18 protein-coding genes are annotated in these 18,481 nt (G+C 35.0%); 15 read left to right on the forward strand and 3 right to left on the reverse strand.

Features of this window, described 5'->3' with window-relative positions; all coding sequences use genetic code 11:
• Positions 1–1,000 precede the first annotated feature (1,000 nt).
• The 6 genes from AC2A07_RS04505 (at position 1,001) to AC2A07_RS04530 (ending at position 4,917) form a co-directional block, all read left to right on the forward strand.
• A complete protein-coding gene (locus tag AC2A07_RS04505) occupies positions 1,001–1,351 on the forward strand; it encodes a hypothetical protein (RefSeq protein WP_484049403.1) in 351 nt (116 codons plus the stop codon).
• A 102-nt stretch (positions 1,352–1,453) separates the two neighbouring features.
• Entirely contained in the window at positions 1,454–1,711 is a 258-nt protein-coding gene (locus AC2A07_RS04510; RefSeq protein ID WP_484049404.1) for a hypothetical protein, read from the forward strand.
• A gap of 83 nt (positions 1,712–1,794) precedes the next feature.
• Positions 1,795–2,181, forward strand: a complete 387-nt coding sequence (locus AC2A07_RS04515; protein ID WP_314498417.1) for a hypothetical protein — start codon at positions 1,795–1,797, stop codon at positions 2,179–2,181.
• A gap of 273 nt (positions 2,182–2,454) precedes the next feature.
• Positions 2,455–2,763 carry a hypothetical protein gene (locus AC2A07_RS04520; protein ID WP_484049405.1) on the forward strand — a complete coding sequence of 103 codons (309 nt, stop codon included), beginning with the start codon at positions 2,455–2,457 and terminating at the stop codon, positions 2,761–2,763.
• 1 nt (position 2,764) lies between these two features.
• Complete coding sequence (locus AC2A07_RS04525; RefSeq protein ID WP_484049406.1) at positions 2,765–3,310, forward strand: hypothetical protein; 546 nt, start codon at positions 2,765–2,767, stop codon at positions 3,308–3,310.
• Between the two features lie 1,118 nt (positions 3,311–4,428).
• On the forward strand, positions 4,429–4,917 hold the full coding sequence (locus tag AC2A07_RS04530) for a DNA-deoxyinosine glycosylase (RefSeq protein WP_314498420.1): 489 nt from the start codon (positions 4,429–4,431) through the stop codon (positions 4,915–4,917).
• 60 nt (positions 4,918–4,977) lie between these two features.
• Here the strand turns inward: AC2A07_RS04530 and AC2A07_RS04535 are convergent, their stop codons facing one another.
• Positions 4,978–5,670 carry an AIM24 family protein gene (locus tag AC2A07_RS04535; protein ID WP_314498422.1) on the reverse strand — a complete coding sequence of 231 codons (693 nt, stop codon included), beginning with the start codon at positions 5,668–5,670 and terminating at the stop codon, positions 4,978–4,980.
• Positions 5,671–5,868: 198 nt separating this feature from the next.
• On the opposite strand from AC2A07_RS04535, the gene queA reads away from it, so the two are divergent.
• The 4 genes from queA (at position 5,869) to AC2A07_RS04555 (ending at position 10,125) form a co-directional block, all read left to right on the forward strand.
• Positions 5,869–6,918, forward strand: a complete 1,050-nt coding sequence (queA, locus tag AC2A07_RS04540; protein WP_314498423.1) for a tRNA preQ1(34) S-adenosylmethionine ribosyltransferase-isomerase QueA — start codon at positions 5,869–5,871, stop codon at positions 6,916–6,918.
• An 83-nt stretch (positions 6,919–7,001) separates the two neighbouring features.
• Complete coding sequence (rlmN, locus tag AC2A07_RS04545) at positions 7,002–8,033, forward strand: dual-specificity RNA methyltransferase RlmN (protein ID WP_484049407.1); 1,032 nt, start codon at positions 7,002–7,004, stop codon at positions 8,031–8,033.
• A 163-nt stretch (positions 8,034–8,196) separates the two neighbouring features.
• Positions 8,197–9,075, forward strand: a complete 879-nt coding sequence (locus tag AC2A07_RS04550) for a hypothetical protein (protein ID WP_484049408.1) — start codon at positions 8,197–8,199, stop codon at positions 9,073–9,075.
• A 72-nt stretch (positions 9,076–9,147) separates the two neighbouring features.
• On the forward strand, positions 9,148–10,125 hold the full coding sequence (locus AC2A07_RS04555; protein ID WP_484049409.1) for a polyprenyl synthetase family protein: 978 nt from the start codon (positions 9,148–9,150) through the stop codon (positions 10,123–10,125).
• Here the strand turns inward: AC2A07_RS04555 and AC2A07_RS04560 are convergent.
• Positions 10,122–10,418, reverse strand: a complete 297-nt coding sequence (locus AC2A07_RS04560) for a hypothetical protein (protein WP_484049410.1) — start codon at positions 10,416–10,418, stop codon at positions 10,122–10,124. The two genes, AC2A07_RS04555 and AC2A07_RS04560, sit on opposite strands and share 4 nt — an antisense overlap.
• Positions 10,419–10,556: 138 nt before the next feature.
• On the opposite strand from AC2A07_RS04560, the gene AC2A07_RS04565 reads away from it, so the two are divergent.
• The 3 genes from AC2A07_RS04565 to AC2A07_RS04575 all read left to right on the forward strand — a co-directional run bounded on the left by AC2A07_RS04565 (position 10,557) and on the right by AC2A07_RS04575 (position 13,821).
• The gene (locus AC2A07_RS04565; protein ID WP_484049411.1) at positions 10,557–12,989 is read left to right on the forward strand and encodes an alpha-ketoacid dehydrogenase subunit alpha/beta; all 2,433 of its coding nucleotides are present in this window, start codon (positions 10,557–10,559) and stop codon (positions 12,987–12,989) included.
• A 158-nt stretch (positions 12,990–13,147) separates the two neighbouring features.
• Entirely contained in the window at positions 13,148–13,396 is a 249-nt protein-coding gene (locus tag AC2A07_RS04570; RefSeq protein ID WP_484049412.1) for a DUF6364 family protein, read from the forward strand.
• On the forward strand, positions 13,396–13,821 hold the full coding sequence (locus AC2A07_RS04575; protein ID WP_484049413.1) for a PIN domain-containing protein: 426 nt from the start codon (positions 13,396–13,398) through the stop codon (positions 13,819–13,821). Before AC2A07_RS04570 ends, AC2A07_RS04575 begins: the two co-directional genes overlap by 1 nt.
• A gap of 93 nt (positions 13,822–13,914) precedes the next feature.
• On the opposite strand, the gene AC2A07_RS04580 is transcribed toward AC2A07_RS04575, so the two are convergent.
• On the reverse strand, positions 13,915–15,117 hold the full coding sequence (locus AC2A07_RS04580) for a C1 family peptidase (protein ID WP_484049414.1): 1,203 nt from the start codon (positions 15,115–15,117) through the stop codon (positions 13,915–13,917).
• Between the two features lie 294 nt (positions 15,118–15,411).
• Between AC2A07_RS04580 and AC2A07_RS04585 the strand changes: the two genes are divergently transcribed.
• Positions 15,412–15,930 (forward strand): RNA polymerase sigma factor, encoded by a 519-nt coding sequence (locus tag AC2A07_RS04585; protein ID WP_484049415.1) that lies wholly within the window; start codon positions 15,412–15,414, stop codon positions 15,928–15,930.
• A gap of 12 nt (positions 15,931–15,942) precedes the next feature.
• Complete coding sequence (locus AC2A07_RS04590) at positions 15,943–18,393, forward strand: vWA domain-containing protein (protein ID WP_484049416.1); 2,451 nt, start codon at positions 15,943–15,945, stop codon at positions 18,391–18,393.
• Positions 18,394–18,481 lie beyond the last annotated feature (88 nt).

Raw genomic sequence — 18,481 nt, forward strand, 5'->3', positions numbered from 1 at the left:
AATTTTCAAATAGTTCCTTAATTTTGATTGCAAACATTATTCGAAGAAGGATATTAGTATGATGACTGTGAGATGGGACTAAATGAAATCTATATATTGGATGCATTAAAATAAGATTTTTCAAAAAGTTTAAGGAAACTAGTATATATAGATGATGCAAGAGTGTATGCCAGATATCGGAAGATGGTGAGTGATAGATCCGCTGCGATAAATTTATATTCTATACTATAAGATGGAAAAATCAATTTAGACCAATTAAATCCAGAAACCTTAAATAAAAATTTATTTGGATATAATTATCCCGGTGGAAAAAACCCAAGAAAATATAATGGCGAATCTGATTATTCAGTAGCACCAACTGAAATAGAAGTTCCAGCTTTTATTCACGATAAGGACTATGATAAATTAGGAGCTACAGGAGCCGATGCATTATTTAATAATACAGCCACAATTAAAGCAGATGATCGTTTTGTTGATAGTATGGGTAAACTAGAGGAAAAATACAGAAAGGAAGGAAACTATAAACTTATGATACAGGCAAAAATATTAGGAAGGGGATTGAACAGCGCATCTCAGCCTAAAAGACAAACATTTATGAATGTTTTGAAACAAGCTTTAACATTTCCATCACTAAGATAATATGAAAAGAAATAAAATTTTATTCGGGACAATGATATTTAGTTTAATATATATATTGTTGGGAACTTTAGTTGTTTTGGTTAGCTTTCCAGAATACTCTTTGTTCGGCTTTGATTATAATAGCCCCCTCTGGACACCATTAGTAATAATTACTTATCCTGTCAATATTTTATTGTTTGGGTTAGTTATGGTTGATGTCTCCTTTTTATCAATATTTATATTGCAAACAATAGTTTTTATAATTTTATGGTTTTTCTTATATAAGTTGGTCTCATACTACTTCAAGATAAAAAGCAGAAAAAAAATTAATAATTAACCTGATATCGCAAGATTTGTCGGTCAAGACAGACTTTCTGAAATAATGCCTGATTGGACACCTTATCGTTTTGCATTTAATAACCCTGTTTATTTTTCTGATCCAACAGGATTGTTTGAAGAAGGCGGGAATGCTCTTGCACATTGTCCTACCTGCCCAAAAACAGATGAATTTAAACCTTACATTGACGATAAAAACAATGTGTATTTTTATAATCCTGAGACAAATACCGCTTCTTTAAAAGTAACACCAATTGAAGAAGTTGTAGTTACAGGAAAGAAAAGCGAGAGTAATACAAATTATCACGATTGGTCCCAAACATTAAGAAAAAGTTCTGGTTATGCTTTTTCTTCAAACAAGATGCTATTTCAACCTGCGTTTCAAAGTGCATCTTAGTACGGAAATCCTAAACCATATACCACAACAACCTTAGTTTTTGAGAAATCACTGGCTAAAATTTTAGGTGGTAGAAGAATTATATATCAACCATTGATGACAATGAACGCCATCAAAGCTGGAAAAATATCAAAAGTACTTAAAGTTACAGGTAGGGTTTTAGGTGTTGTGGGAGTTGGTTTAGCGGGGTATGATATGTATCAGAACGGAGTAACGACTTCCAACACACTAGATCTTACTATGTCTGTATTGGCGGTGTCTCCGACAGGAGTTGGGCAAGGTATAGCTGCGGCTTATTTTTTAGCAAATGGTATAACGATATTAGCTACAGGACAAAGATATAGGGCAACATATCGATAGTTCAATTAGTCCTTATAAAGAGAATAAGAAAGCAGGAGAATAATAGGAGTTTAATAAAGCTACAGGCTATTAAAAAAAAATATATGATATTTATTGATTATTTATACTACCAGTTTGCCAACTTTTACAAGTATTTTGAGAAAGATGGAACGCATAAGGCGTCTGGAATTATTTTAACTTGTGGTATGTTATGTTGGAATCTAATATTTTTCATCATTATATTGGATAATTATTTTATTGCTAATTTGGGTCCAAAAAATAAATATTTCCTAATCATGTACTGTCTTCCAATAATATCATTAATAACCTTAAGGTATTGGAAATATACATCATATGAAGAAATAGATAAAAAAATAAAAAGCTTCAGTAAAAACAAAAGAATAGTTTGGGATGTATTACTTATTTTGTATGTAATTATTTCTTTACCATTGTTTATAGGATTTGCTGCTTATTTTGGAGGAAACAAATAGAAATAAAATTATAATAAAATCGCTGTTGACTATTCCTTAAATGTAGATGGTACGGTTACTGATGCTGCAGGAGAAACTCATAAAGGTAGTTTAACTACTTCAGGGGGAATTAATATACAAGCAAAAAAAGCTTTTGACATCACTAATTTTTTATCACATTTAGGAAATACAGGTGGGGATTTTTATACCAATCTTGGAGGTGCAGCTCCTTTAAATTTAAGCAATCCTTTTTTTAGAGGAGGTATAGATAAAATAAAAAGTTTAGATGGTTTCATGGGAGGAATGGTTAATAGTTTAAGTCGTGGAAATGATTGGACAGATCTTATGGCTTATAGAGTAGATATAACGGCATTAGGTGATCTGATCTTTTCATCAATTGGAGGTGGGAATAATACTAAAATTAGTAATGATACAATTATCAATGCTACATTTTTTAATAGTAGAAAAGATACAACAATGCAATTTAAAGTACCTAAAGTTGGTGATGTATATCAAAATTGGCATACAGGAAATAATTATGAAAATCTTACAAATCCTTATATTAAGGCAAAAATTGATAGTGTAAAAAAGTCTCAAAAGTAATATGAAAAATTTAAGTTTGATATCAGTTTTTTTTATTATTTTATTTCATTCTTGCAAAAAAGAAGATTATATAGAAATTAATAAAACCAATGGAGTAACAACAAAAGCAACATATAAAAAAGGGGAATTAGTTTCTTCAGCAATATATAATAAATCAGGACAATTAGATAATAAGTGTTTATACAAGAAGGGAGTTATCATTAAAATATATCAATATTATCCTGATGAAAAAATGCAATCTTATTCTTACCTGAATAAAGCTCCCAATCATTATACGACTACAGTATATTATAAAAATGGCAAAATATCCAATGAAGGAGAGGGAGATTATTATAAAGATAAAAATTTGTACTTAAAAAGAGGCGAATGGATTTTTTATAGTAAAAGTGGTAAGCCTTTTTCCATATATGGTTTTATGCATGACGGTGAAAAACAATATATTAAAAGTGAGATGCTTTTTGATACCATTAAAAAGAAAACAAAAAAAGATACGATTTTTAATCCGCCATTTTTAGTAGAAAATGGAGGTTTTGTCCCTCTCAATTAAATCTTCTGTATAACTGTATCGTGGTATAATGATAAAAATTTCACAATTGCGAGATTGCTCATCTTAGTTATAATACAGAAAAATCACAGCAGATATTTTACTCATACTATATGTAATAATTTCTTTGCCAATATTTATATGTTTTCCTATAATAGCGGTATGGCAAGAACAGATTTTGATGTAAGTACACATGATAAAAATATGCTGATGATAAAACTTTTAACTTAGATTTGGATAGTTTTGTTGCTCCTAATACTTTTCCCGTAAAGAGCTCAAAGGTGGACGTAAATATGCTTTATCTTGGATTGCTGACAGATTAATTGTCAGAAAGCAAAAGTGATAGTATTTATATTAGTGAAAGATTAGCATATCCTGTTCCACATGATACAATAAAAAGGATACCACAAAAAAACGAATTAATCCATAGGCAAGAGTTTAGTAACACAATAAAATCAATACAAAGTCTGTGACTTTGAGCTGATAATAAAAATCCGCTCTGCGAAGTTTTTAACCTCATCGAAGATGAATACAAAAAAACTCACATTTCACAAGGGGTTTTGTGTTTTAGTCCAAAGTTGCATAGATGTAGGAGCCTCTGTCAATAGTTTACTCTCATTTTCTTCTTATGCTTTTTTCCTTTATGAGCATTTCATTTAAAAACATATTGGACGCAGTTGACTTTTTGATTTAATGCTCAATTACTACAGATTCGTTTTGGAATTGATAGAAAGAATCAATTCCAAAACTGGAAAAATTGCAACTCCAATTCCGCTTCAGATAAATTTCCTGAAAATCTAAAGAGATTACAGATTATCACCTTAAGCATCAAAACATTGACTTATTTTTCAGATTCTTAAAGCAGGAACTTAACTTAAGCCACTTACTCACACTCGACAAAAACAAAATATAGGTTATAATTTATAAAGAGATGATTACGGTTGTGCTTCTGCTGATCAAAAAAAAAGCAAACACTTTGGATTATAAATTAGCTAAAAACATATTGCGATGAAGCTTTGCGACATGAAAAATGCAATTCTAATTTCTTCCAATCATAACTAGGCTTTAGCCCGCTTTTTGTTTTAAAACATCAGGCTTCAATCAAAATATATATTTAAATCATGCAAAACAGGATTTCTTCTTTCCCGCCCATTATCGATCATCAATCTGAAATTCTGATTTTAGGATCTGTTCCCGGTATGAAATCATTGGAAAAACAGCAGTATTACGGTCATCCGCAAAATAAATTCTGGAAGATCATTTTTGAACTGTTTCATGAAGAATTTACAGAAAACTATCCTGATAGAATTGATGTTTTAAAGAAAAATCACGTTGCCCTCTGGGACGTGATTGATTCCTGTGAAAGGAAAGGAAGTTTAGATTCTGAAATAAAAAATGAAGAAGCCAATCAGATCCCTGAACTTCTGGAACAGTATCCGAATATCAGGGCTGTATTCTGTAATGGAGGAAAATCATATAAAAACCTGATTAAAATTTTAGGGAAAAATTACAGAGTTCCTATCTTCTTACTGCCTTCAACCAGTCCGCTTCACACAATTTCTTTTGAAAGAAAATTTGAAGATTGGAAAAAGATTTTGGAATACATTTAAAAGCAAAAAGCAGGAACAACGGCTCCTGCTTTATATGAATTGGTTACTTATTCATTAATATTACTTCTCCATCACGTAAACTTCCTCATAAGGCTGTATCAGTACCCATCCATTCCCGGAAAACTTCATCTGAAACTCTTCTCCGCTTCCCCTGCCTACCAGGCTCTTAAAGGATACATTGGTTTTCAGCTCCGGACTTAAGTTGCCTGACCATGCCACAGTTGCGTTAGGATCTGTAAAAACAGGAGCATCGGGAGTAACCATCAAAGTCAAGGGTTCGCCGTGTGTCGTGATCGCAATATGACCTGTTCCTGAAAGCTTTACCTGGAAAAGTCCGCCAGACATCATTCCGGCAATGCTTTTCAGCATCGTAATATCGCTCTTGACACTTTGCTCGTGAGCTAAAACGTCATTTCCGTTTACGAAAAGGGTTTCATTGTTCAGATAAAGAATTCTTACTTTTTTTCCTGAGTCGGCAACGTACAGTTTGCCTGTACCTTCAGCTTTCATCAGTTTGGCACCTTCTCCGCTGATTGCTTTCTTTAAAAAGTTTCCCAGTCCGCCCGCAAGCATTCCCTGTCTTTCAAAGTTGATGCTTCCGACGTAGCCTACCATACTTCCGGTTTTCGTCCAGACTGCCTGACTGTTTAGGTTGATTTCTAAGAGTGCCGGTTTTTCCAGCTCGAAATAATCTCTTTCCAAAGGATTTTCTTTGGTTGCTTTAACGAATTCTTCTAAAGAATATTTGCTCATGGTTATCTGATTTGATTTCACTAAAATACTGTTTTTTTGTCAGCTTATCTCATTAAATAAAAAAATATCATCCTTTAAAATCCCTGCCAGTACCGATTGTGAAATAAACACTTGACAAAGGGGTGTCGAATGTTGTATATTTGCACTCCGAAAATTACATCAGTAATTTTTTATAATTTTTAAACCGTAATTTAAAAAATGAAGACATCCGATTTTAATTTTGATCTCCCTGAAGAATTATTGGCAGAGCACCCGTCTGAACACAGAGACGAGGCAAGGTTGATGGTTCTTGACAGAAAAACACAGACGATAGAGCACAAAACATTTAAAGACGTTGTCGATTATTTTGATGAAAAAGATTTGTTCATCTTCAACAACACTAAAGTTTTCCCTGCGCGTCTTTACGGAAATAAAGAAAAAACAGGAGCTAAAATTGAGGTTTTCCTTTTAAGGGAGCTTGATAAAGAAACCCGTGTCTGGGATGTTTTGGTAGATCCGGCAAGAAAAATCAGAATTGGTAATAAACTATTCTTTACTGAAGATGAATCTTTAGTTGCTGAAGTAATTGATAACACAACATCAAGAGGACGGACTTTAAGATTCCTGTTCGACGGTTCATATGAAGAATTCAGAACCAAACTGAAGGAATTGGGGGAAACGCCACTTCCAAAATATATCAAAAGAGATGTTGAACCTGAAGATGCTGAAAGATATCAGACCATTTATGCTAAAGTGGAAGGAGCGGTTGCTGCACCTACGGCAGGTCTGCATTTCTCAAGACACCTGATGAAAAGACTTGAAATCAAAGGAATCGATTTTGCTGAGGTAACATTGCATGTTGGTCTGGGAACATTCAACCCTATCGAAGTGGAAGATCTGTCTAAGCATAAAATGGAATCTGAAGAAATCATCATTGATGAACTTAACGCAGAAATCATCAATAAAGCAGTTCAGGAAAACAGAAAAGTGTGTGCTGTAGGAACAACGACGATGAGAGCAATTGAAACTTCAGTTTCATCCAACAGAAAAATTTCAGCGTTTAATGGGTGGACGAATAAATTTATTTATCCTCCTCATGACTTTGGTGTTGCAAATACGATGATTACCAATTTCCATACGCCAAAATCCACTTTAATGATGATGATCGCAGCGTTTGCAGGAAAAGACTTTTTAATGCATGCCTATGAAGAAGCTGTAAAAGAAAAATATAAATTCTATTCTTACGGTGACGCAATGTTAATTCTATAATAAGTTTAAGTTGTTGGTTGTCAGTTGATAGTTTTAAATATTATTTACTGACGACTTTCAACCATAAACTTTCAACCATCTACATGAAAGATATCAGAACCTTATCCCTCGATCAACTCAAAGACTATTTCGGAACTATCGGCGAACAGCCATTCCGTGCTAAGCAGGTGTATGACTGGATCTGGAGTAAAAATCTTCATTCCTTTGAAGAGATGACGAATCTTTCAAAAGATCTGAGAGAGCATCTGGTTCGTGACTTTATCATGAATCCGGCAGCAGTAGATCAATTTCAGAAATCTACAGACGGAACGATAAAAAATGGGGTAAAGCTTCATGACGGTCTTATGGTAGAATCTGTTCTTATTCCTACAGAAACGAGAACTACAGCGTGTGTTTCGTCACAGGTAGGCTGTTCATTAAATTGTGAATTTTGTGCTACAGCAAAGCTCAAAAGAATGAGGAACCTTGAAGTGGCAGAAATCGTAGATCAGGTTGCTTTGATAGACAGACAAAGTAAAGAATATTATCACCGTCCGCTTACCAATATTGTTTTTATGGGAATGGGTGAGCCGATGATGAATTATAAAAATGTAGTGGAAGCCATCAGAAAAATCACTCAGCCGGAAGGTCTGGGAATGTCTCCAAGAAGAATTACCGTTTCTACATCAGGAATTCCGAAGATGATTAAAATGTTGGCTGATGATGAATTAAGAGTAAAGCTTGCTTTATCATTACACTCTGCGGTTGAGAAAACCCGTAATGAGATTATGCCGTTTTCAGATAAATTTCCTTTGACGGATATCATGGAATCACTTCAATACTGGTACAAAAAAACAGGCTCTGTAATTACATTCGAATATTGTGTATGGAAAGGCATAAATGACAAAGATGAAGACATCAAAGCTTTGATTAAATATTGCCGACAGATTCCTTCTAAAGTTAATTTAATCCAGTACAACCCGATTGGTGAAGGTAAGTTTGATCATCGAAGTGTTGCAGCTGAAGAAAAATACGTTCGTGAACTTGAAAAAGCAGGAATTACAGTAATGGTTAGAAAAAGTCGTGGTGGTGATATTGATGCAGCCTGTGGGCAGTTGGCGAATAAAAATGCTTAATTCTTTCTTTCTTTCTTTCTTTCTTTCTTTCTTTCTTTCCAAATAATATTCAGTGCTGATTCATTGAGAATTACAGATGGTTTACTTCTGACTTGTAACATATTTCTCAGTTCATCTACATTTCTTAACAATCAGTTCACACCGGAATCCTTAATTTTGATGCATGAAGAAGATTTTTATATTGCTTGTAATTTTTACGTTTCACACTGCTTTTTCTCAACAGGCAGAAATTTTCAAGCTCAAAAAATATAGAATTGCAGTCCTTAATGATTCTATTCAGGAAACTTCGGGACTTAATTTTTTTAATGGAAAATTGTACACTTTCAACGACAGCGGAAATCCTGCAGAATTGTATGAGATTGATAAAAGTTCAGGAAAAATTCTTACTGTTTTAAAGACAGATGCTGAAAATAAAGACTGGGAAGCTTTAACCAATGATGGAGAAAATTTCTACATCGGAGACTTCGGAAACAATGCAGGAACCCGGAAAGATCTCAGAATATATAAGATTCCATTCAAAAATAATCAGCTTGAGAATGGTCTGATGACAACGATTTCGTTTCATTATCCCGAACAGAAAGATTTCGGTTCCAAAAATATCAGCACAGATTTTGATCTGGAATCAATGATTTATTTAAACAAAAAAATCCATCTTTTTACTAAAGAATGGGCTTCCAGATCGACCACACATTACCTGGTTGATCCTGAAAATACAGAAGATCAGGCAGCACAAAAAATAGAATCATACAGGACGGGATTTGTGATCACTGATGCCTGTTATTATAATAAAAAGCTGTATCTAGTAGGGTATACTAAGAAAACTGAAGTTTTTTTAGACGTATTTAACGAAACAGAGCCTGGTTTGTTTTTTAAAGAAAAGCCAAGACATCTTTATTTGGGAAGTGCACTGTCGGTCGGTCAGATCGAAGGAATTGCGGTTGATGAAACGGGGATTTATATTTCAGGTGAAAAATTCTATTCTCCCATCAAGAAAACCCGCCCGTTTTTCTATTTCATTCCCAAAGAGAAACTCAAACTCTAATTGCTGTCAGAATTGGTTAAAAAAAATTATCTTTGTGAGAATTAATAAATACTCATCCATCATTCTCAGATAGTGGCCAATATTGTAGAAGAAATCAAGCAACCGATCAATGAGGAAATGAAACTTTTTGAACAGAAGTTTTATGAATCAATGCAGAGCAAAGTCGCTTTACTCGATAAAGTTACCCGTTTTATTGTTACCACAAAAGGGAAACAGATGCGTCCTATGTTTGTGTTTCTGTGTGCAAAACTGGTGGGAGCGGTCAACGAAAAGACCTATCGCGGAGCTTCCATGATCGAATTGATCCATACCGCAACGCTTGTTCATGATGATGTGGTTGATGAAAGCTTTAAAAGGCGTAATTTTTTCTCGATCAATGCTTTGTGGAAAAATAAAATTGCCGTTCTCGTAGGGGATTTCTTACTTTCAAAAGCGGTACTTCTTTCAACAGACCATAAAGACTACGATTTACTTTCTGTAATTTCAAGGACCATCAGGGAAATGTCTGAAGGCGAACTTCTACAGTTGGAAAAAGCAAGGAAACTTGATATTACCGAAGATGTTTATTACGAAATTATCCGCCAGAAAACAGCCACACTGATTGCTGCATGCTGTGAGATAGGAGCACTGTCCAATAATGCTGATGAAGATTTAGCAAAAAAAATGCAGGATTTCGGAACCTATACAGGAATGGCTTTCCAGATTAAGGATGACCTTTTTGACTATTTAAGTTCAAATTTTATCGGAAAACCGGTAGGAATTGATATTAAAGAGCAGAAAATGACTTTACCATTGATTCATACCCTGAAAATTGCCGGCGAAACTGACAGGAAATACTACTTTAATACAATTAAGAGATATAACAATGATCAGAAACGGGTGAAAGAGCTGATTTCATTTGTTAAAAGTTCGGGAGGTTTGGAATATGCGATTACCGTGATGAAAGATTTTCAGCAGAAAGCAAAAGATATCCTGAATGAGTTTCCGGACTCAGAAGTTAGAAGATCACTACACATGATGCTGGATTATGTGATTGAAAGAAAATTCTAATCAATAATCGCCGTCGTGATAATAATCACAGACAAAACAATACAAAATAAAGCGATTAAAAATAAATAATCCGCAATACTCTCATACCTGTTTCCCAAGCTTTTATTCCTGGATCTTATCGACATAAAAGAAAAGAAACTGCTGCATGCAAAAAGGATGGCTGCAATCCCTGCAAACTCGTCCAAAAATGTATGATGACTCGTTTTAGTGATTTTTAAAGAGGTGATGATAATCATAGAAAATCCCAGAAGATTGGTCGATGCATTGAGAATATGCGTAGATTTTTTTCCCATATTACAGAGTTTTATTCAAAGTAAATACATTTTTTTTCATTATCAAATTTTTAAAAAACATTATTGAAAATTAAAATTAGTATAAAAAGTGTATATTAGCAAAATACTTCATTAATAATTAATATTTAATATTTGGCTATGCAGACAACCTATATTGAAACTCAACAGATCTCTTTTCAAGATTTTAAAAATCAAATACTTGAAGACTATAAATTAGGAAGGATCTCCCGTGAAATGTCTTATCTTGGAAGAAGAGAAGTGCTGACCGGAAAGGCTAAATTCGGAATTTTTGGTGACGGTAAAGAGTTGCCGCAGCTGGCAATGGCGAAAGTTTTTAAAAATGGAGATTTCCGCTCAGGATATTACAGGGATCAGACGTTTGCACTGGCTGCTGACGCATTAACGGTTGAAAGTTTCTTTGCTCAGCTCTATGCAGATACAAGCGTGGAAAGAGAGCCTGCCTCTGCCGGCAGACAGATGAACGGCCATTTCGCTACACGAAGTTTAAATGAAGACGGAAGCTGGAAAGATCTGACTGCCCAGAAAAATATTTCTTCAGATATCTCTCCTACAGCAGGACAGATGCCAAGATTATTAGGCCTGGCACAGGCTTCAAAAATATATAAATCAGTAAAATTCGACGGATCTGAGAAGTTTTCTAAAGAGGGGAACGAAATAGCTTTTGGAACCATTGGCGATGCTTCTACAGCAGAAGGTCACTTCTGGGAAACCCTGAATGCTGCCTGTGCACTGCAGGTTCCGATGATTGTTTCAATCTGGGATGACGGTTACGGAATCTCTGTACCAACGATGAAACAGAGAGCTAAAGCTGATATTGCAGAAATGCTGAGCGGTTTCCAGAGAAAAGAAGGAGAAAATCAGGGTTGCGAGATCATTCAGGTAAAAGCATGGGACTATCCTGCTTTACTCGATGCTTACGCAAAAGCAGAGCATTTTGCAAGAACGGAAAGTGTTCCCGTGGTGATGCATGTCATTGAAGTCACCCAGCCGCAGGGCCATTCTACTTCAGGATCTCACGAGAGATATAAAAATGAAGACCGTTTATCATGGGAGGCAGATTTTGACGGACTGGTAAAATTCAGAGAATGGATCTTAAATTATTCCATTGAAATTGAAGGAAACGAAGAAATCATTGCCAGTACTGAAGAATTGGATGCCATCGATGAAGAGGCAAAGAAAAAAGTGAAAAACGGACAGAAACTTGCGTGGGAAAATTATCAGAAAACCATCACAGAGCTTGCGTTTTCGATTTTACCTCTGGTCGAAAACCTGAAAGATCAGAATGCTGAGATTGAAGGGTATCTGAACCAATATAATAAACTGGTCTCTAAAGCTAAAAAAGATGTTTTCCATCTTATCAGAAAATCTTTACTTGCGACAAGAGGAACCGACTCAGCCGAGAGAACGCAGTTGATGCAGAAGTATAACGAAGTTTTTGAAGTGGAAAAAGACAATTATTCTTCTCACCTATATTCACAGTCTCAGTGGAAAACTGAAAATGTGAAAGAAGTGAAACCTGTCTATTCCGATGCTTCCGAAGATGTTGACGGAAGAGTAGTGGTAAGAAATAATTTTGATAAAATATTTGAAAAATATCCGCAGACCCTTGTCTTTGGTGAAGATGCCGGAAATATCGGTGACGTGAACCAGGGATTGGAAGGGATGCAGGAAAAATATGGTGAACTTCGTGTTGCCGATACCGGAATCCGTGAAGCAACGATACTGGGTCAGGGAATCGGAATGGCCATGAGAGGGCTGAGACCGATTGCAGAAATCCAGTACCTGGATTATATTTTATACTGCCTGCAGGGAATGAGCGATGACCTGGCAACCGTTCAGTACAGAACAAAGGGCGGTCAGAAAGCTCCGGTGATCATTAGAACAAGAGGTCACAGACTGGAAGGAGTGTGGCACTCAGGTTCGCCGATGGCCGGTATTTTAAATCTGTCAAAAGGTATTCTGGTACTGGTACCTAGAAACCTTACCAAAGCGGCAGGATTTTATAATACCATGCTTCAGAGTGATGATCCGGCTGTCATCGTTGAATGTCTGAACGGCTACAGATTAAAAGAAAAGCAGCCTGATAATTTAGGTGAATTTACTGTTCCGGTAGGAAAAATTGAGATTACAAAAGAAGGAAAGGATGTTACTCTGGTAACCTACGGTTCGACCTGGAGAATTGTAATGGAAGCAGCAGAAGAACTGGAGAAATTAGGGATCTCTGCAGAGGTTATTGACGTTCAGTCCTTGATCCCTTTTGATTTAACAAGCGAAATTGCGGAAAGCGTAAAAAGAACCAACAGATTAGTGGTGATTGACGAAGATGTACAGGGAGGAACCTCAGCGTTTATCCTTCAGCAGATTCTGGAAAAACAAAAAGCGTTCAGGTATTTAGATTCTGATCCGCTGACGATTGCTGCAAACGATCACAGACCTGCATACGCAAGTGATGGAGACTACTTCAGTAAGCCATCTTCAGATGATATGGTTGAAAGGATTTATGCCTTATTTAATGAAACAAACCCTCAGAAATATCCTGCGATATTTTAATTGGGCTTTTAAATAAATTTTAAACCGCTTCCTTTTGGGAGCGGTTTTTTTATAAACGTTTATTATCACTAAGTTTTTCACAATAATTAACACGTGCTTAATTTTTGCATTTTATACGTGTGAATTTTTTTTTAGTATATTTGTATCTAAAAAATACAATGAATACAAAATTAACTTTGACAATGGAACTGGCAGTGATCGAAAAAGCGAAAAAGTATGCCCGTGAAAAAGAAAGAAGTCTTTCTGATTTGATTGAAAATTATTTGAAAGCGATTACGAGTGGACAATCTGTGAATGATAATGAGATAACTCCTGTTGTAAAGTCTTTAAGAGGCTCATTTCAATTGCCTGAAGATTTTGATTATAAACAGCAACTGACAGAACGTTTATCTGAAAAATATTTATAATGAGAAAGGTATTAATTGATACGGATGTTCTGTTAGATTTTTTCTTCGACAGAAAACCTTTTTCAGAAGATGCCTGTCAAATTTTAAGCTTATGCGAAAATAGAAAAATTACAGCTTTCATAACTTCAGTTATGTTGAGCAATATCTATTATCTTCTGAGAAAAACGGCTAAGCATGAGAAAGTAATAGATCATTTGAAAATTTTACTAAGTCTAACTGATGTTTTAAAAACTGATAAAGAAGCTGTTCTGAGAGCATTGGATTCTGATTTTAAAGACTTTGAAGATGCACTTCAAAATTTTTCAGCCCAAAGCTATCAGGAAATCAATGTAATAATTACCAGGAATGTTAAAGATTACAAAACAAGCCAGTTATCAGTAATGACACCGGAGAATTATCTGAAGACATTTAACAGCATTATCTGATCAAATAAAAACCGCTTCAAGAAAAATCTCAAAGCGGCTTATTAACAAGTTTAAAATATCTAAAACTGTCATCTGAATGACAATAATGATTTCCTACAAACCAATATTTTTGCTTGGTTTCAGTTGTTTTCTGATGTTTTTCGGGATCGCATTTTTATGTACCAGGATTGCTGTTGATTTATACTCAACATACGGTTTCGTTACATACAGATAACCTTCAAAATCGTTGGTTACTCCCCATGAGTTTTTCACCATATAATATTCTTTTCCGGTCTGATCTTTCGCAAGGCCTACGATATGCATTCCGTGGTCATCTGTTGTAGAAAGATTATTTAATGCTTTCTGACGCATATCTTCAGTGATGGTTTTGTCTTTTTTAGGCTGTGTAAACAATTCTTTTTTTACTTCCGGAGTAATCTGATCCAAATCTACATCAGGAACATACGCAACACCATTTTTGTAGGAGAAATAAGGCTCTGAAACGTCTGTTGCCCAGCCTACAGAATATCCTTTTGTAACAGCATTGTCAATAATAGCCGTCATTTCATTCATCGGAATATTCCAGTCAGAATCATGACTCCAGTTGTCAGGAATCGGAACGACAAATTTCTGATAGTACGGATAATCTTTGTACGAAGACAATTCCACATAATCTTCAGGATTGATCCCTACAACGTCCTTCGCAAAAGTTTTTGGGGTGTAATTTTTTCCTTCATAGGTAAAATTCACAGGGACTTTCCCAAGATATTCATCTAAAATTGCATCCACGGAAGACATCCAGTTGTCTGACAGTTTCCCTTTCTGTGATGCGGTAACCAGGCTGTCTAAAACAGGCTTCAGTTTTCCCTGCATCTCTTTGAAATTATTTAAAGTCTGTCCGGATTGTAATCCCGTATATACTTCCTGCGGAACGGCACCATATTTTTTGTACATATTCACGACATCATGCAGTTCGCCGCCATCACCCCAGCTGATCGCTCCGCCGTTTAAAACAAATAATTTTGCTTTGTCATGATAAGAATTTCTTGCTGTGAAAATTTCAGCTAAATCGACAGGTTTTTTACCCATTCTCTGCATTTCAGATTCAAGGAAAGAATTTCCTGAATAACTCCAGCACGTTCCTGATGAACCCTGATTTTTAACTGAAGTGGCGCCTACATCTTTTAAGGTGGTAAACTGAAAATTGGCATTCTGTGACTGATTGCCTTTTAATTTGTTGATCAGATCATCCTGAGCAAACATCATACTTCCTGCACATAAAACAAAAAACAATGATGCAAATCTTTTATTCTTCATATGAAAATGGATATTTATTTTACTGTTATCTAAATTGACTGTCGGCCCTGATAAGGATTAATAACAGCTTTAACAGTAAAAATTATGTTTAAATAGTCGGTATTGTTAAGCCAATGTTACAACGTTTAACGTTAAAAATGGTTAAAATGATCCTGAGAGATTATTGAGCGTGACAGGCAGTTTTTTTATTTGAGAAAAATCTGATAAACGATATTTCCTTACTTTTAGAAAAAGTTTACCATGTTTCCAACCTTTCTGAAATTTCCTGCATCTATAAGAGTATAAAGCCTGACTATGGAAAAAGAATTACTGATAGAATGCCAACGGAACGACCGCAACGCCCAGCGGAAAGTTTATGAAAAAATGGCGGGAAAACTGTATTCAGTCTGCAGACGCTATCTGAAAAATGACGAAGACATCGAAGAAGTATTGGCAGATACTTTTTATAAGATTTTCACAAAGCTGAATCAACTGCAAAACCATGAGATTTTTGAAGCATGGGCAAGAAAAATTGCGGTCAACGAATGTCTGCAGAAGCTGAGAAGTATGAAGATACTCGATGTTTCTTTAGAGGAGGAATGGGTTGAATCGACGGGTTCACCAACCGACAGTATTTCTTTTGAGAAAGACATTTTAAAGCTGCTGAATTTTTTGCCGGAAGGCTGCAGAGCGATTTTCAATCTTTTTGCTATTGAAGGATATCCACATAAAGAGATTGCGACAATGCTTTCGATCAGTGAAGGAACTTCAAAATCACAGCTCAATTTTGCACGGAAAAAACTGCAGGAACTCCTGGTTAATCACAACATTTAAACTTTTACAAAAATGGAAAACAATCACGATATCGATAAAAAATTCAATGACGCTTCTCATTCAGTAGAAGAACCTGCGACTTTTCAGGGTTTCGACAAAGTTTGGGCGAAAGTTGAAGAAAAATTAGATAAAAAAGAAGACAAGAAGAGAGTAGTTCCCATCTGGTTTCCGTACGGAATAGCTGCGAGTCTGATTATTGGTTTGGGAGCTTTTTATTTTATTAATAAGAAAGATGTTGTTGATATTTCAAAACCTGATCTTGTACAAAATAATGTTTCACCAAAAATGAATCTTAAAGTTCAGGTAATTGACAGTATTTTGAAATCTAATATTGAAAAGGAAATTGCTGTTGTACATTCTCAAAAAGAAAATCAAGTTTTAGTTTATTCAAATGTAGTTCCAGAACCTGTAAAAGCTCCGACTATTTTGGATCCACAACAAGGAGATTATACAGCTGCAAGTAACCCAAATTATATGAAACCAGATCATGACGGAGTTTTAGATAAAGATGATGAACCGCAAGAGATAAGAGAAGTTGTTGTAACGGGTGCTTTAGGAATTAGAAAAAGACAAGATGTGACATCATCCTCAACTCATATTTCAAATTCTAATGTAGCTCAATCTTTACAAGGTAGTGTTGCAGGAATTAAGATTTCAAGTAACAATAATGGGTGGCTTTATAATCAATCGTACAACAATAAGCCAGTAAATTCTCTTCAAGGACAAATACAAAGTAGTACAAGTTCAGGCAGTATCTCACAAAATATTCTCATCAGAGGCGCTGCAAGTTTAAATGGGAATAATCAACCTCTGATTGTAATTGATGGTGTGGTTAAAGACCAAAACTTTCTATCCAAGTTAAATTCTCAGCAGATTAAAAGTATAGATGTTTTAAAAGATGCTTCTGCATATGCTTTATACGGAAGTCGTGCTTCAAATGGTGTCATTGTTATCACTACAAAAAAACTCTCAAGAAAAGAAAGAAAAGCGCTCAGGCAAATTCAAAAAATTCAGGATAGTATTTCAAATTCAAAGCAAATTCAGCAATACAACTCGGAAGAATACGATGCTTTTGTGGAAAATCCTTTTGAACTGACAAAAACTCAGTCGGTTTCTACTTTTTCGATTGATGTCGATAAAGCGGCTTATTCTAACATCCGTAGAATGATTAACAATGGTGAAATTGTAAATAAAAATGCCGTAAGAATTGAGGAAATGATCAATTATTTTAAATATGATTATCCACAACCAAAAAATGATCAACCATTTTCCATTAACACAGAATACAATGATGCACCCTGGAATCCTAAACATAAATTACTAAAGATAGGTCTTCAGGGAAAAAATATTCCGATGGATAAATTGCCGAGTTCAAATTTTGTTTTTCTTATCGATGTTTCCGGTTCGATGGATGCTGCGAATAAATTACCATTGTTGAAGTCATCTTTCAAAGTTCTTTTAGACCAATTAAGACCACAAGATAAAGTCGGAATTGTAGTTTATGCAGGAAGTGCAGGAATGGTTTTACCACCTACTTCAGCAAAAGAAAAAGATAAAATTATAGACGCATTAGACAAACTTCAGGCAGGAGGAAGTACCGCAGGAGGACAAGGAATTGAACTTGCGTATAAACTTGCTCAGGAAAATTTCATTAAAGGCGGAAACAATCGTGTTATTATCGCAACTGACGGAGATTTCAATGTAGGAGCGTCTTCGACTGGTGATCTTCAGACATTGATCGAGGAGAAAAGAAAATCAGGAGTTTTTCTTACATGTCTTGGTTTCGGAATGGGAAATTTTAAAGACAATCACATGGAAGCTTTAGCCAATGAAGGAAACGGAAATTATGCCTACATCGATAATATGCAGGAAGCCAATAAGTTTCTCGGAAAAGAGTTTGCAGGAAGCATGTATGCAATTGCAAAAGATGTGAAAATTCAGATTGAGTTTAATCCGAAATTCGTGAAATCATATCGATTGATTGGTTATGAAAACAGAAAATTGAAAAATGAAGATTTTACCAATGATAAAATTGATGCCGGAGAATTAGGAAGTGGACACACCGTTACAGCTTTGTACGAAGTGATTCCAAATGATGTAAATTCTGAGTTTTTACCAAAAGAAACTGATTTAAAATACACGAATACCACAAGTTCTGAAAATTTCGGAGATGAAATGGCAACTGTAAAATTCAGATATAAAAAACCTGATGGAGATAAAAGTTCGGAAATTATTCAGGTGGTAAAAAATCCAAATGAATCAATTTCTTCTGCAAGTGATGATTTTAAATTTGCCTCTTCTGTAGCTTGGTTTGGTCTGGTTTTGAGAAATTCTGACTTAATTAAAAACAAAAATCTGACTGATATTGAAAAACTTTCCAAGAAAGGAAAAGGAAATGATGAAGAAGGTTACAGGTCTGAATTTGTAAGATTACTGGAAACTTATAAAACGATTCAAAAGTAAATCTCAGGCAGACATTCAAAACGGATGTCTGCTTTTATTTAAAATAAACTTTCAAATATTATTGAAAATTCAAAAACTATAAGTATAT

This window comes from Chryseobacterium sp. HNCC26DJ238 (assembly GCF_057180465.1).

Bases quoted from the DNA above. Each gene is read 5' to 3' on its own strand.
- AC2A07_RS04505 (WP_484049403.1), top strand. From the start codon at position 1,001: ATGCCTGATTGGACACCTTATCGTTTTGCATTTAATAACCCTGTTTAT.
- AC2A07_RS04510 (WP_484049404.1), top strand. From the start codon at position 1,454: ATGAACGCCATCAAAGCTGGAAAAATATCAAAAGTACTTAAAGTTACA.
- AC2A07_RS04515 (WP_314498417.1), top strand. From the start codon at position 1,795: ATGATATTTATTGATTATTTATACTACCAGTTTGCCAACTTTTACAAG.
- AC2A07_RS04520 (WP_484049405.1), top strand. From the start codon at position 2,455: ATGGGAGGAATGGTTAATAGTTTAAGTCGTGGAAATGATTGGACAGAT.
- AC2A07_RS04525 (WP_484049406.1), top strand. From the start codon at position 2,765: ATGAAAAATTTAAGTTTGATATCAGTTTTTTTTATTATTTTATTTCAT.
- AC2A07_RS04530 (WP_314498420.1), top strand. From the start codon at position 4,429: ATGCAAAACAGGATTTCTTCTTTCCCGCCCATTATCGATCATCAATCT.
- AC2A07_RS04535 (WP_314498422.1), bottom strand. From the start codon at position 5,670: ATGAGCAAATATTCTTTAGAAGAATTCGTTAAAGCAACCAAAGAAAAT.
- queA (WP_314498423.1), top strand. From the start codon at position 5,869: ATGAAGACATCCGATTTTAATTTTGATCTCCCTGAAGAATTATTGGCA.
- rlmN (WP_484049407.1), top strand. From the start codon at position 7,002: ATGAAAGATATCAGAACCTTATCCCTCGATCAACTCAAAGACTATTTC.
- AC2A07_RS04550 (WP_484049408.1), top strand. From the start codon at position 8,197: ATGAAGAAGATTTTTATATTGCTTGTAATTTTTACGTTTCACACTGCT.
- AC2A07_RS04560 (WP_484049410.1), bottom strand. From the start codon at position 10,418: ATGGGAAAAAAATCTACGCATATTCTCAATGCATCGACCAATCTTCTG.
- AC2A07_RS04565 (WP_484049411.1), top strand. From the start codon at position 10,557: ATGCAGACAACCTATATTGAAACTCAACAGATCTCTTTTCAAGATTTT.
- AC2A07_RS04570 (WP_484049412.1), top strand. From the start codon at position 13,148: ATGAATACAAAATTAACTTTGACAATGGAACTGGCAGTGATCGAAAAA.
- AC2A07_RS04575 (WP_484049413.1), top strand. From the start codon at position 13,396: ATGAGAAAGGTATTAATTGATACGGATGTTCTGTTAGATTTTTTCTTC.
- AC2A07_RS04580 (WP_484049414.1), bottom strand. From the start codon at position 15,117: ATGAAGAATAAAAGATTTGCATCATTGTTTTTTGTTTTATGTGCAGGA.
- AC2A07_RS04585 (WP_484049415.1), top strand. From the start codon at position 15,412: ATGGAAAAAGAATTACTGATAGAATGCCAACGGAACGACCGCAACGCC.
- AC2A07_RS04590 (WP_484049416.1), top strand. From the start codon at position 15,943: ATGGAAAACAATCACGATATCGATAAAAAATTCAATGACGCTTCTCAT.